General features: G+C 42.0%; 14 protein-coding genes and 1 tRNA gene. 5 read left to right on the top strand and 10 right to left on the bottom strand.

From position 1 onward, the window contains the following. Nucleotides 1–365: 365 nt before the first annotated feature. Nucleotides 366–447: transfer RNA gene (locus tag Q0X72_RS06550), tRNA-Leu, on the bottom strand. A 196-nt stretch (nt 448–643) separates the two neighbouring features. Here Q0X72_RS06550 and Q0X72_RS06545 point away from each other — a divergent pair. Beyond that, on the top strand, nt 644–2032 hold the full coding sequence (locus Q0X72_RS06545) for a dipeptidase (RefSeq protein ID WP_297763109.1): 1389 nt from the start codon (nt 644–646) through the stop codon (nt 2030–2032). 90 nt (nt 2033–2122) lie between these two features. Next, nucleotides 2123–3223, top strand: a complete 1101-nt coding sequence (locus tag Q0X72_RS06540) for a DUF4407 domain-containing protein (protein ID WP_297763106.1) — start codon at nt 2123–2125, stop codon at nt 3221–3223. Between the two features lies 1 nt (nt 3224). Here the strand turns inward: Q0X72_RS06540 and Q0X72_RS06535 are convergent, their stop codons facing one another. The 8 genes from Q0X72_RS06535 to Q0X72_RS06500 are packed head-to-tail and all read right to left on the bottom strand — an operon-like array spanning nt 3225 to nt 8356. Then, a complete protein-coding gene (locus tag Q0X72_RS06535; protein ID WP_297763103.1) occupies nt 3225–3581 on the bottom strand; it encodes an MmcQ/YjbR family DNA-binding protein in 357 nt (118 codons plus the stop codon). A gap of 25 nt (nt 3582–3606) precedes the next feature. Continuing rightward, nucleotides 3607–4005 (bottom strand): Dabb family protein, encoded by a 399-nt coding sequence (locus Q0X72_RS06530; protein ID WP_367180423.1) that lies wholly within the window; start codon nt 4003–4005, stop codon nt 3607–3609. Nucleotides 4006–4027: 22 nt separating this feature from the next. Next, complete coding sequence (locus tag Q0X72_RS06525) at nt 4028–4651, bottom strand: DUF4230 domain-containing protein (RefSeq protein ID WP_297763100.1); 624 nt, start codon at nt 4649–4651, stop codon at nt 4028–4030. Between the two features lie 58 nt (nt 4652–4709). Next, a complete protein-coding gene (locus tag Q0X72_RS06520; RefSeq protein WP_297763097.1) occupies nt 4710–5456 on the bottom strand; it encodes a cyclase family protein in 747 nt (248 codons plus the stop codon). Nucleotides 5457–5481: 25 nt separating this feature from the next. After that, on the bottom strand, nt 5482–6624 hold the full coding sequence (gene hemW / locus Q0X72_RS06515) for a radical SAM family heme chaperone HemW (RefSeq protein ID WP_297763093.1): 1143 nt from the start codon (nt 6622–6624) through the stop codon (nt 5482–5484). After that, the gene (locus Q0X72_RS06510) at nt 6624–7373 is read right to left on the bottom strand and encodes a DUF3667 domain-containing protein (RefSeq protein ID WP_297763091.1); all 750 of its coding nucleotides are present in this window, start codon (nt 7371–7373) and stop codon (nt 6624–6626) included. Before Q0X72_RS06510 ends, hemW begins: the two co-directional genes overlap by 1 nt. 3 nt (nt 7374–7376) lie before the next feature. Then, nucleotides 7377–7928 (bottom strand): crossover junction endodeoxyribonuclease RuvC, encoded by a 552-nt coding sequence (ruvC, locus tag Q0X72_RS06505; protein WP_297763089.1) that lies wholly within the window; start codon nt 7926–7928, stop codon nt 7377–7379. Nucleotides 7929–7933: 5 nt separating this feature from the next. Further along, nucleotides 7934–8356 carry a hypothetical protein gene (locus Q0X72_RS06500; RefSeq protein WP_297763086.1) on the bottom strand — a complete coding sequence of 141 codons (423 nt, stop codon included), beginning with the start codon at nt 8354–8356 and terminating at the stop codon, nt 7934–7936. A gap of 191 nt (nt 8357–8547) precedes the next feature. Between Q0X72_RS06500 and Q0X72_RS06495 the strand changes: the two genes are divergently transcribed. Beyond that, nucleotides 8548–9063, top strand: a complete 516-nt coding sequence (locus tag Q0X72_RS06495; protein WP_297763084.1) for a DUF456 domain-containing protein — start codon at nt 8548–8550, stop codon at nt 9061–9063. Between the two features lie 21 nt (nt 9064–9084). On the opposite strand, the gene Q0X72_RS06490 is transcribed toward Q0X72_RS06495, so the two are convergent. After that, entirely contained in the window at nt 9085–9639 is a 555-nt protein-coding gene (locus Q0X72_RS06490; protein WP_297763082.1) for a nitroreductase, read from the bottom strand. Between the two features lie 118 nt (nt 9640–9757). Here Q0X72_RS06490 and hutH point away from each other — a divergent pair, with 118 nt between their 5' ends. Both hutH and hutI read left to right on the top strand, forming a co-directional pair. Continuing rightward, a complete protein-coding gene (gene hutH, locus Q0X72_RS06485; protein ID WP_297763080.1) occupies nt 9758–11338 on the top strand; it encodes a histidine ammonia-lyase in 1581 nt (526 codons plus the stop codon). A 3-nt stretch (nt 11339–11341) separates the two neighbouring features. Then, nucleotides 11342–12592 (top strand): imidazolonepropionase, encoded by a 1251-nt coding sequence (hutI, locus tag Q0X72_RS06480; protein ID WP_297763077.1) that lies wholly within the window; start codon nt 11342–11344, stop codon nt 12590–12592. Nucleotides 12593–12597: the final 5 nt, after the last annotated feature.

Below are 12597 nucleotides of genomic sequence, written 5' to 3'. Positions count from 1 at the left end.
TACTGTACTGATAGGGATCCCTCTTTTCTTTGTTTTTAAAAGAATAAACAGGCAATCAAAGAATAGAAAAGCCAACTAATGCTAATGAAGCGCTTAGCTTGATTCAATATCAAATAATGTTTTATTCTCCTTGTATCGTACACGGAATAAAAAAACCAGCTTTTGCGGGACCACTTTTCATTTAATAAAGGCGGGATAAACTTAGCCTCTCTCCACTTTTTCAATAAAAAAAGCCCATCCTATCCGGATGGGCCTTTACTTCGTACAGGCGGAGAGACTTCCCGCCTTAGGCGGGATAAACTTCTCATCTCTCCACTTTTTCAATAAAAAAAAAGCCCATCCTTTCCGGATGGGCCTCTACTTCGTACAGGCGGAGAGACTCGAACTCTCACACCTTGCGGCACTAGATCCTAAGTCTAGCGTGTCTACCAATTCCACCACGCCTGCATCACTATATTACTATTAGGCACTAGATTCTAAGTCTAGCTTGCTACCTCCCGATAGTTATCGGGATCACCACGCCTGCATATCCCGTTTAATACGGGGCTGCAAATATAAGTCAAAATTTCAATTTTAAAATAATTCATTCGCAAAAAAATACTTACAGTTTTCGTATTTTTAACAGCAAACCAAAGTAGTTTCCATGCAAGAGCCAAAAGCCTATATTGAAGAGAACAAAGACCGATTTATAAATGAACTATTAGATATTCTTAAAATTCCATCCATAAGTGCCGACTCTGCCTTTTCGCATGACGTACTTCATATGTCAGAAATAGTAGAGAAATCCTTGCAAGCTGCAGGCTGCAGCCATACTGAGATCTGTGAGACAGAAGGCTACCCCATCGTTTACGGAGAGCGTATGGTAGATCCTTCACTTCCAACTGTATTGGTCTATGGTCACTATGATGTTCAACCTCCAGACCCCCTCGGTCTCTGGAACTCCCCTCCTTTTGAACCGATCATTAAAAAGACATCACTACATCCGGAAGGTGCTATCTATGCCAGGGGAGCCAGTGACGATAAAGGCCAGATGTACATGCATGTAAAGGCCCTGGAATACATGGTAAACAATGATGCCTTGCCCTGCAATGTAAAATTTATGATAGAAGGGGAAGAGGAAGTAGGTAGTAATAGTTTGGTGACCTTCGTAAAACAACACACTGAAAAACTGGCCAATGACATCATCCTTATTTCGGATACCGGAATGATCGCAAAGGATGTCCCTTCTATTACCACAGGTTTGCGGGGCTTGAGCTATGTAGAAGTAGAAGTGACAGGTCCCAACAGAGATCTTCATTCAGGATTATATGGAGGTGCCGTAGCCAATCCTATCAATATCCTGGCAAAAATGATCGCCTCCCTGCACGATGAAAATAATCATATCACCATCCCGGGTTTCTATGATAAGGTTCAGGATCTTTCAACCGAAGAACGGGCGGCTATGGCGAAAGCTCCTTTTGACCTGAAAGACTATCAGAATGAAATTGGGATAGAATCTGTTTATGGAGAAAAAGGCTATACTACCAATGAACGAAATTCCATACGGCCCACGCTCGATGTAAATGGCATTTGGGGTGGCTATACTGGGGAAGGTGCAAAAACAGTCATTGCGAGCAAAGCATACGCCAAGATCTCAATGAGACTGGTACCACACCAGGACTGGCATGAGATCACTGAACTTTTTTCTGCCCATTTTAGGGCCATCACTCCTAAGGGTGTCACTGTAAAAGTGACTCCGCATCACGGTGGCCAAGGATATGTTACACCCATAGATTTTGTGGGCTATAAGGCCGCTGAAAAGGCCTATAACAAGACCTTTGGCAAAACACCAATTCCTCAAAGAAGTGGGGGAAGCATCCCAATTGTTGCTTTATTTGAGCAAGAATTACAAAGCAAAACCATCCTAATGGGCTTTGGTTTAGACAGTGATGCCATCCATTCACCTAATGAGCATTTTGGAGTGGGAAACTACCTGAAGGGCATTGAAACCATCCCTTATTTCTATAAGTATTTTACTGAATTATCTAAATAATAATTCTTTTTTAAAAATAACTTCATTTTCCTGTAACAAATTTACCGGGCTTGCGTTCTAATAGTCTATCAATCAATTTAGAACACTGTTATGATACAACGATTTTTTATCCTCTGCTCGGGGGCAGACGCCTCTATTCTTGAAACTTGCTCACAAGGTGAACGAAACAAATACGCCGGTATTGGTGCTACTGTATTCTTTACTGCTGTAATGGCTTTTATTGCCGCCAGTTATGCCCTCTTTACTGTTTTTGACAATGTGTATACAGCGCTGGCCTTTGGGTTTATCTGGGGTCTTTTGATCTTTAATTTAGATAGGTTTATTGTCTCTACCATCAAAAAAAGAGATAGTTTTAAAAGTGAGTTCATACAGGCTACACCCAGGATCTTACTGGCTGTGATCATTGCCGTTGTGATCTCGAAACCACTCGAAATGAAGATCTTTGAAAAAGAGGTCAACCAGGTTTTGTTAGAACAAAAGAATGAGCTTACCCTCGCCAACAAGGCGCAGATCGCCCAACAGTATACTCCCATCCTTCAGGATCTTGAGGGCGACATTGTTGCTCTAAAAGCAGAGACCGCAACCAAGGAAGCGGAGACCAATGCCCTATATGATACCTATATTACAGAGGCAGAGGGAACAGCCGGTACCATGCTTTTAGGCAAAGGTCCTGTTTATGCTGAAAAACGTGAAAAGCACGATGCCGCTCTATTGGAGTTGCGAGAGCTGAAGTCACAAAATGCCGAGAAGATCGCAGCCATAGAGACTCAGATCAACACCCTGAACTCAGAGTATGATGCTTCCGTAGTAGCTTCACAACCCATTATCGATGGTTTTGACGGACTAATGGCTCGGATCAATGCACTTGGAGAACTGGCCTGGTTTCCATCCTTTTTTATATTCCTTTTATTCCTGGCAATAGAAACCTCCCCAATAGTTGTAAAATTATTATCTCCCAAAGGACCCTATGATTTTAAACTGGAGGAAGAAGAAAGTACGGTGGAAGCATGGGTCACCCAGAAAGTAACCCAACGCCAGCATATCATGGCTACTGATGCCGCCCTTAATGAAAAGATCTATGGGGAAATACGGGAAGAAGAACGAGTCTACGCCCACAAGAAACAAAAAGCAGAGGAGTTACTGCGCTTACAGGCGGATGCATTTCATGAGCTGCAGATAAAAAGTCTTTAACTTATAAATCATCTAAGGCAGCCTTTAATTTTTTGGTGAAATTTGCAACAACCAACTCGTAAGAATGATCTGTGAGTTCGGTTATCATTTTGGTTGGTAATTGTTCAAAATACAGGGTATTCCAATGGGTCTTACTCATATAGTAGGCCGGCATTACTATGCCATCATACTCTTCTCTGAGTTCGATAGCCCTTTCCGGGTCGCATTTTAAATTCACTTGCGATGGGATCCGTTCCAATGGAACAATCGCAAACATTTTGCCCATGACCTTAAAGACCAATGTTACCTCATCAAAAGGGAATTCTTCGGTTACTCCTTTCTTCTTAAGGCAATAATGTCTAAACTCTTCAACATTCATGTGTTAGATTTTATCTACTTTACTTTTATTCTAAGACTAAGGCATCATAGACCACTACGCGCTCCCACAGATCCTGGGATTCTTCAATAAATAAAAGATGAGCTTCTTCATTTTGATACAACTCCTGTTCTTCTGCAGAGCCAAAGGTTAGTACAAGATTGTAGGCGAATGAATCGTCTACTACGTCCCTGCTGGCTTTAGGTGGAACACCTACAAATTTTGTTTGTGCATACTTAGAATTCAGCATGAATTTTTTTAAAGATGCCTCAAGAGCCTTCCGGTCTTCTATATTATTCGGATCTTTTAACCAAAAATAAACGACATGCACAAAGGAAGGGTCAAAATTGGCAGTCTCTTTCTGCTCTTCCGCACAGGAACCCAGCATTAATAAAATAATGGTCGAAAAAAGCATATTCTTCATCATAAGAGTAAAATTTAGGTTGTTGTTAAGAGTTTAATTCTTCCTTTTCCTCAGTGGATATTTCCAATGCAGAATACTCCAGTTTCCACCCAATTGTTTCTACTAATTTTTCCATTAACAAAATAGCTTCCAGAGCTTCCTTCCTGGCCGTTTCCATGAGGCCGCTTTGGGGTATCTTATCCCTGATGTGCTTAATGGCCTCCTGATTCAGCGCGGTAAGATCGTTTGGAGTAAATGCATTAAAAAGACCATTTTTTATGTCGTAAAATTCCAGTTGTGGGTCTATGGAGAGGATCTGAGGTTGTGGAAAAGTGGATAACACTATCTGCTTCTTCTCATTTTTGGCTTGTAATTTAATCTTTTGAAGATCGTATCCTATATGCACTTTTGCATTGATCACGATCAGTGCTTTTTTCTTGCTGCTCACCAGGCTCATAAACCGTTCCCTGGTATTCTCGTATTTATAGATCTCGGCAAAGTCGCCTTCCACAGAGATCAACTTACACACATTCTTGATGCGTTCAAGTAATACCGTGGACTGCACCTCAGTTGTTTCTTTGTTTCGTCTCCTTCGAAAAAGTGAGAAGAGCCAATACATGGTAATAAAGCCAAGGATCAGTCCTAATAAAACTTCAAATAATCCATCCATATAAAGGTATCTATGTTAAGCGGTCAAAGGTAAGGAATGCAAAGAAAATAAATCCCAATCAGAGCAATTCAAAAAGCACAGGTCTGCTGGGACTGGCATCATTCTCAAGGGGTGCCAGCTGTAAATTCAGGAAATAATCGCCGTCTTTAATATGATGGGGCACATAAATAAATTCCGTAATTGTAGCGGCAGGTCTTAAAGTGCTGTTAAGCCCCCAAAAAGCCTTATGTGCGAGCAATGCGCCTTCATCTTTTTCTTTGTCTACTGAAGGGAGGTCTACCAATAAATGCATTATCCCTATTTCCACCAAAAACAACATCCCATCTTTTGTTATGTAAGGTGGGTTGGTATTGGAATATTGCCTGGAGAGCTTCTCTTTAGTATTGGGAATTGTCCTGATCACAAGTGCCTCTGGTAAACCTCCATCCAAAGCTTTTTCGAGTTGTTTCTTTGAAATGACTAAGTCATTCCCCGCTTTTTCCGGAGCAAGGGTAATTAGCGTTGCCGTAAAAAAGTAACGTTCAAAGACCTTGTTTACTGAGTGAACTTCTGGAGTAATATGACCTAAACTTTCGGTATGGGTGCCATGGGCATGAGGATTAAAATAAATGTCGTTAAAGTTGGTGCTACCCCCCTGCTCTATGCTGCCAATAAAATCGCCGTCAATATGGGGCTCAATCCTTGGAGGGCCCACGTACCAGGCATTTACATTGGTTTTATTTCCACGAACGGGAATTGAAATATCCAAAGGTTTGGACAGGTCTATCTGGTATGTTTGGTTTTTAAGGGTAATGGAAGCAATCATGATTTTTGTAGATATTCTGCAGGTCTTAATTCTTCTTTTCTAAAGGTAGCATAAATAAATCGGCCGCCAGACCATCACTTAAAAACTTCCCTTTTTTGGTCACCAACAAGGTGTCGCCATCCAGGAATAAAAACCGGTCAGCAAGATGTTGTTCTGCTTGTTGTAACAAGTAGTCATGAAAATGTTGTCCAAATTCTTCCGATACTCGCTTTAAGGAAACTCCCCACATGGTACGGAGACCGGTCATGACGTATTCATTATATCGATCCATTTGGCTTAAGGTCTCTACTTCCCGAGGCAGTAAGCCTTTCCCTATGGCTTGTATATACTTGGTATTGTTGGCAATATTCCAGGACCTTTGAGTTCCATTAAAGGAATGTGCCGAAGGGCCGATCCCCATATACGTTTTCCCCTGCCAATAGGCGGTGTTGTTCCTGGAAAAATACCCGGGTTTCCCAAAGTTGGAAATTTCATAATGGACAAAGCCTTCCTTTGCAAGCATCGAACATAGCATTTGAAATTGTTCTTCTGCGATTTCATCATCTACATCCGGGACGATCCCTTTTTCAATAAATTTCTTGAGGGCTGTCCTGGGTTCTACGGTAAGCGCGTAACTGGAAATATGTGGAATATTAAAAGATAAGGCGGTTTTTATATTCTTCTGCCAACGCTTGTGATCCGCATTTGGGATACCATAAATAAGGTCGATGGAAATATTGTCGAAAAACGCTGTCACTTCCCGGAGGGATGCTTTTGCCTGCTCAGCGTTATGCGCCCGATTCATAAGTGTTAAGTCCTCATCAAAAAAGGACTGTATTCCTATGCTGAGTCTATTTATCCTTGAATTTCCTAATTCTTTCAACTTCTGTGATGAAAGGTCATCCGGGTTGGCTTCCAGGGTAATCTCGGGGTCCTTTTCTATCTCATAGTTATCATACACAGTTTGAATCAGCAGATCGATCTCTTCCGTGTTTAAAACCGATGGTGTTCCGCCTCCAAAATATATAGTGGCAATTTGTTGGCCCTGATATTCTTTTTTCCGCATTATAAGTTCCTGCTGAAGCGCTTGTAGCATTTCATCTTTCTTTTTTAGGTTGGTAGAAAAATGGAAGTCGCAGTAATAGCAGGCTTGTTTGCAAAATGGAATATGAAGGTATATGCCGGCCATTATACAAGATTCAAATAAACGATCAAGACAGACAACCCAAATGCTAACATGGCGTATGACATTAATGCCAGGAAATACAGCACAATACCTTTGAAAATTATTATAAATACAGGTTTTTTGAAAAAAGAAAGTATGGCGTAGAGAAAATAGATCCCCATTAAAGGGATTGCCAGGGGTTGAAATTGCGGGTCTATATATTTAACTAAAAACAGGTTTAAAGTAACAATGATAGTATACATCCCAACAAGATAAAAAGAAACAGCCAGGTACTCAGCCAGAGATTGTTTGCTATAAAAGAATAATTTTGTGACAATTGCGAGGGTAAACACAAAAAAGAATAAAAGGTTATTAATATTCAACAACATAAACTCCCTTCCCTTTGTAAGCATTCCTCCTGTTTCCGCACTATCCTGCACTACAATACTCGAATTTTCAAAAACATTAATCCCAATAAGTGACCTTATCAAAAGATAGACCAGGGTAGTTAAAAGAAAAAAAGCAACTGGTTTGTAATACTTTCTTCGCTGTCCTTCCAGATAAGACGTAAAGAGTTTTCCCGGATTTATGATTAGTAATTTGAGGGTAATAATAAGAGGTGCATTAACCGTAAACAAAGCATCTGCCAGATCTTCAAAGGTCTCTTTAAAGGTCACCTTGTATACCGAAATGCGCTGCCCACAGGCAGGGCAATAGTGGAGCTTTGATCTGGTGCCGCAATTTTTACAGCTATTAGAAGTTTGCTCACTCATCACTTATTTAATTCGATCTTCATTCTGTTTTACAAAAGAGGCCCATCCGGAATATCCTTTACCGGTCTCCAATCGACCTTCGTTGTAGAAATGGCATACGGCAGCAGCCAGCCCGTCTGTACTATCCAGATTCTTTGGAAGTGTTTTTAAGTTGAGGATACTCTGCAGCATCTTGGCCACCTGTTCTTTGCTGGCATTCCCATTCCCTGTGATCGCCATTTTGATCTTTTTTGGAAAATACTCGGTGATGGGAATCTGTCGGCTTAGTCCGGCTGCCATGGCCACCCCCTGTGCCCTCCCCAGTTTTAACATGGACTGCACGTTCTTCCCGAAAAAAGGAGCTTCAATGGCTATCTCATCCGGATTATAGGTGTCTATGAGCTCAATGGTGCGCTCATAAATGAGTTTTAATTTGGTAAAAGGGTCCTTGTACTTATTGAGTAGGAGTTCGTTCATTTGAACAAATGTCATTGTCCTACCTGTCACCTTTATGATCCCAAAACCCATGATAGTGGTTCCCGGATCTATTCCCATGATGATCTTTTCCTTACTCACGCTTTCTATTTTGTTATTATTTGAAGGGGTAATCTGAATCGGGTTTTTACGGGCACCCCGCGTTTCAATGCCGGGGCCGGATTTGGCATACTCTTAAGACCTTTTGTGATGATCCCGCTGAATTGAGGCAACTGATCTTCCAGCACTGCATTTTTATCGATCTGAACCACCGAAATTTCACCCTTGTTATCTACAAGAAAATCTACATAGATGGTAGTTTCTATTTCACTGTCTATCACAAACTGAAAATCCTGCAAGGTCATTGCTAAATTCTGCAATAAGGTATTTTCAAAACAAAGGCGCTGTTCTAACTTGGCTGCCGTCTCATCACATCCCTCAAAAAGAGGATATTGATCCACATCATTCCAATCGATCCCGCGAAGTTCATCTTCCACTATCTTTTGGGTCTTGGATTCGGTAGAAGCCATCCAATCACAGGATTGTAAGAGAATAAAACAACACAGAATACCAAGAAACCTCATAAAAATAGCTATTCAATGCCGAAAATTACGCTTTTTTTTATTCAATAAGAATTCCATTTCAGGCCTTAAAAGGAATTATAAAAAGAAACAGATGTAACAAATCTGATGTACTTTAGTCCTATTACAAAACTATATACATGGATATTGTTTTATTGGTCCTTGGTTTTATTCTGATGCTAACGGGCATCCTCGGTAGTTTTCTTCCAGTATTACCGGGCACACCGGTAAGCTGGTTGGGGCTTCTTTTGCTTTATCTTACCGAAGCAATTCCCAATGACTGGTGGTTCCTGGGAGTAACCTTGGCAGTTGCCCTGGTAGTGTTTGCAATGGACTATCTAATCCCGGCCCTGGGTACTAAAAAATTTGGTGGTACAAGAGCGGGAATGATCGGTACTACCCTTGGCCTTGTGGTGGCCATTGTCTTTCCAATACTTGGAATTTTAGGAATCATTATCTGGCCTTTTGTAGGCGCATTTCTGGGAGAGTTACTCAACAAAGCAGATCAAAAATCGGCCCTCAAAGCTGCCTTCGGCTCCTTTATAGGTTTTCTAACCGGTACCTTTTTAAAGTTTGTGGTGACCATTATCTTTATGGGTCTTTTTATTGCTAAGGCCTGGGAATACAAAGCGGCTTTGTTTCCATATTTTAATTAGATGGAACACAAAGAGAAAGTTTTACTCAAACCAAAATGTTTTGTCTTCTATCGGAGACCGAATACCTGCCTCTAATTCCGTATCATAATACCCCATATAAAAAAATCCAAGGCATTTTTCACCAGGCATCAGTTCAAAGAATTCGTCCATATACTCGATGAGTCCCGGGGAACTCCAATAGCAACCGATTCCCAATTCCGTGCAGCACAACCACATGTTTTGAACGGCCATAGCTGTAGAAGCGATCTCTTCCCATTCGGGGACCCTTTGCTGAGGGTCTCGCTGCATACAAATGGCAATGACTGCGGCCGACTTTCTAGGGTTTTCCATCAACTTCCTGGTCTTCATCTCCTTCGGCTTAGCCTCCGTGTCCATGTATTTATAGGATAAGAACAGACCCAATTTTTCTTTGGACTCCCCTAATAGTACCTTAAACCGCCAGGGTTCGGTTTTTTTGTGTGTAGGAGCCCAATTGGCTGCTTCCAGGATCCGATTGAGGTCCTTTTTGTCTATTTCCTTTTTATTGTATTGGGCGGGAAATACGGCGCGTCTTTTTTTAATAAGGTCAAATATCATAGCAATTCAAATTGATTTCTTTAATGCATAATAGGAACATGTCCTCTACAGACAAGTCCTTTTCCTAGTGCATCTCAAACATAATGAATACATTTAGGGTACTAAAATTATTTGAAGAATGGTTGACCAACCCAAGACCTTTTCATTTGGAGAAGATACACTTACGGCAGGAATAGCTCTATCTCTTGCAAGTGGCGTCACCATAGGGCAGATCAGTGAACAAGCGCTGAAAAAGATTATTGAAAGTCACAACATAGTTCAGGACATTATTGAAAAAGGATCTCCTGTATATGGTATTAATACCGGGTTTGGTCCTTTGTGCACTACCAGTATCTCAAAGGAAGAAACCCGCATCTTACAAAAGAATATTATACAAAGCCATAGCGTGGGTGTAGGTGCACCCATTGCTAAAAAACTGGCGAAGTTAATGCTTGTCCTAAAAGCACATTCCCTTGCAAAAGGATATTCAGGAATCTCAGAGAATACATTACAGCGTATACTATGGCATATAGATCATGATGCCATTCCTGTGGTTCCCTCTCAGGGCTCCGTAGGTGCCTCCGGTGACCTTGCTCCTTTATCTCATCTCTTTTTACCGCTCCTGGGGCTGGGAAAAGTGGAGTACAAGGATCGTGTTATTAGCGGGGCTCAGCTTTTTGAAGAAACCGGATTACAGCCTATAGAATTAGGTCCTAAAGAAGGATTGGCCCTGATCAATGGAACCCAGTTTATCACAGCCCATGCAGTGATGGTCCTCGATAGCCTGCACAACTGCCTTGCCCATTCAGATGTCATAGGGGCCATGATGGTTGAAGGACTTCAAGGCTCTATAAAACCCTTTTTTCAGGAGCTACATGCCCTTCGCCCATACAAAGGGACAATTCATGTTGCAAAACGCATTCAATTGCTATTACAGGGCTCGGAGATCATGGAAGATCATATAGATTGTGAGCGGGTGCAAGATCCGTACTCATTACGCTGTATTCCGCAAGTTCATGGGGCCTCCAGAAATGCCTGGTTACATTTAAAGGAGTTGTTAGAGATTGAATTGAATTCTGTGACAGATAATCCGTTGATCATTAACAAAGATCTTACCATTAGCGGCGGTAATTTTCACGGACAACCCCTGGCCATGGCGCTAGATTATGCCTGTTTGGCAGCTTCAGAACTGGGAAATATTTCAGACCGCCGTATCTATCTTGCCCTGGAGGGTAATAGCCCTGGGATCCCAAAATTATTGATGAAAGAGACCGGAACTAATTCCGGATATATGATCTTACAATATACTACGGCCGCCCTTGCCAGCGAGAATAAAGGATTATGCTTCCCGGCAAGTGCAGATAGTATTCCCACGTCTCTGGGACAAGAGGACCATGTTAGTATGGGCTCAATTTCGGGAAGGAAGGCACTTCAGGTCATTGGAAATGTTGAAAAAATTTTAGCCATTGAACTGCTCACCGCGGCACAGGCTTTTGAATTCAGGAAACCTTTAAACAGCGGCGTAATTTTGGAAATGGTTCATAAAGAAGTAAGAAAAATGGTCTCGTTTGCAACACAAGACAGGGTCTTTGCCGATGACATTGAATTGGGTATCCAAATGGTACAAAACAAAACCATTATTGGGGTAGTGAACTCCGTCAGTAAAAAGAAAGGGCTTTCCTTACGGACCCCATTCAGTAAAGAATTTGAAGTATACTAGGTTATGGGAACATTCTCTTACATAGGTCCGATAACGGAAGTACTTACCATGGATCAACTGCCTATCAATGGTGCTGTTCCAGACAGTGCGTTGCCCATGCTCAAGGATGCCGGCATTTTAATGCAAGGAGAACGGATACACACCCTTGGAAAACACAAAGATGTCCTGGCTGTGGCCAAAGAACTAAAAGCGGAGATCACCTTACTGAATAGCCCGGTTGTGGCAATCCCCGGACTCATAGATTGCCATACCCATATTTGTTTTAGCGGATCACGGGCCAGGGACTATGCCTTAAGAAACGCAGGAACATCCTACCTGGAAATTGCCAAAGCAGGGGGCGGTATTTGGGACACCGTGACTCAAACTCGTGCAGCTACCGAAGAGGCGTTAGCAGAAGGCATCATCCAGAGAGCAACCAACCATTTGCACCAGGGTGTAACTACTATTGAAGTAAAAAGCGGATACGGCCTTAGCCTACCGCATGAATTAAAAATGCTACAGGCCATTGCCAAAGCTAATGCATCCATTTCAGCAGATCTTATAAGTACCTGCCTGGCTGCCCATATGTTCCCTGAGGATTTTGAAGGATCCAAAATGGAATATTTGGAAATGATGGCAGAGCAACTATTGCCAATGATAAAAAAAGAAAACTTGTCTTACAGGGTAGATGCCTTTATTGAAGAGGGGGCATTTTCCAAAGCAGAAATAGCGCCTTATTTTAATAAGGCTACATCTCTTGGTTTCGATATTACGGTTCATGCAGATCAGTTTAGTGTGGGGGGCAGTGAAGTGGCTGTTCAGTATAAGGCGCGCAGTGCTGACCATTTGGAGGCCAGCACTCCCAAAGAAATTAATCTCCTGGCAAAAAGCGATGTGATTGCCGTGGCACTACCCGGGGCCTCTATGGGTCTTGGGTGTAATTTTACTCCGGCAAGAGCCTTGTTAGATGCCGGGGCATCAGTGGCCATTGCCAGCGACCATAATCCTGGCTCAGCGCCAATGGGTCAGTTGTTAACTCAGGCTGCCATTCTTGGAGCTTTCGAAAAGTTAACTACTGCCGAGGTTTTTGCAGGAATTACGCATAGAGCAGCCGCAGCTTTGGGATTAAAAGACAGGGGAGTGCTTGTCAAAGGAATGTTGGCAGACCTTGCTTTGTTTAAAACACCCGATCACCGGGAGATCTTATATCAGCAAGGGAGTTTGCAGCCTTCTGTCGTTATTAAGAAGGGAGCACTTGTTTATTCAAATTTGTAGAATTT

Origin of the sequence: uncultured Muriicola sp. (assembly GCF_947258935.1) — a bacterium.
GTDB lineage: Bacteria > Bacteroidota > Bacteroidia > Flavobacteriales > Flavobacteriaceae > Muriicola.
This window is presented reverse-complemented; position numbering and strand designations above follow the sequence as displayed.

What these genes read in the sequence shown, in the direction of transcription:
- Q0X72_RS06520 (WP_297763097.1), bottom strand. Translation starts at nt 5,456, where the DNA reads ATGATTGCTTCCATTACCCTTAAAAACCAAACATACCAGATAGACCTG.
- hutH (WP_297763080.1), top strand. Translation starts at nt 9,758, where the DNA reads ATGGTTGACCAACCCAAGACCTTTTCATTTGGAGAAGATACACTTACG.
- Q0X72_RS06490 (WP_297763082.1), bottom strand. Translation starts at nt 9,639, where the DNA reads ATGATATTTGACCTTATTAAAAAAAGACGCGCCGTATTTCCCGCCCAA.
- Q0X72_RS06540 (WP_297763106.1), top strand. Translation starts at nt 2,123, where the DNA reads ATGATACAACGATTTTTTATCCTCTGCTCGGGGGCAGACGCCTCTATT.
- hemW (WP_297763093.1), bottom strand. Translation starts at nt 6,624, where the DNA reads ATGGCCGGCATATACCTTCATATTCCATTTTGCAAACAAGCCTGCTAT.
- Q0X72_RS06500 (WP_297763086.1), bottom strand. Translation starts at nt 8,356, where the DNA reads ATGGCTTCTACCGAATCCAAGACCCAAAAGATAGTGGAAGATGAACTT.
- Q0X72_RS06495 (WP_297763084.1), top strand. Translation starts at nt 8,548, where the DNA reads ATGGATATTGTTTTATTGGTCCTTGGTTTTATTCTGATGCTAACGGGC.
- Q0X72_RS06535 (WP_297763103.1), bottom strand. Translation starts at nt 3,581, where the DNA reads ATGAATGTTGAAGAGTTTAGACATTATTGCCTTAAGAAGAAAGGAGTA.
- hutI (WP_297763077.1), top strand. Translation starts at nt 11,342, where the DNA reads ATGGGAACATTCTCTTACATAGGTCCGATAACGGAAGTACTTACCATG.
- Q0X72_RS06510 (WP_297763091.1), bottom strand. Translation starts at nt 7,373, where the DNA reads ATGAGTGAGCAAACTTCTAATAGCTGTAAAAATTGCGGCACCAGATCA.
- Q0X72_RS06525 (WP_297763100.1), bottom strand. Translation starts at nt 4,651, where the DNA reads ATGGATGGATTATTTGAAGTTTTATTAGGACTGATCCTTGGCTTTATT.
- Q0X72_RS06545 (WP_297763109.1), top strand. Translation starts at nt 644, where the DNA reads ATGCAAGAGCCAAAAGCCTATATTGAAGAGAACAAAGACCGATTTATA.
- Q0X72_RS06530 (WP_367180423.1), bottom strand. Translation starts at nt 4,005, where the DNA reads ATGATGAAGAATATGCTTTTTTCGACCATTATTTTATTAATGCTGGGT.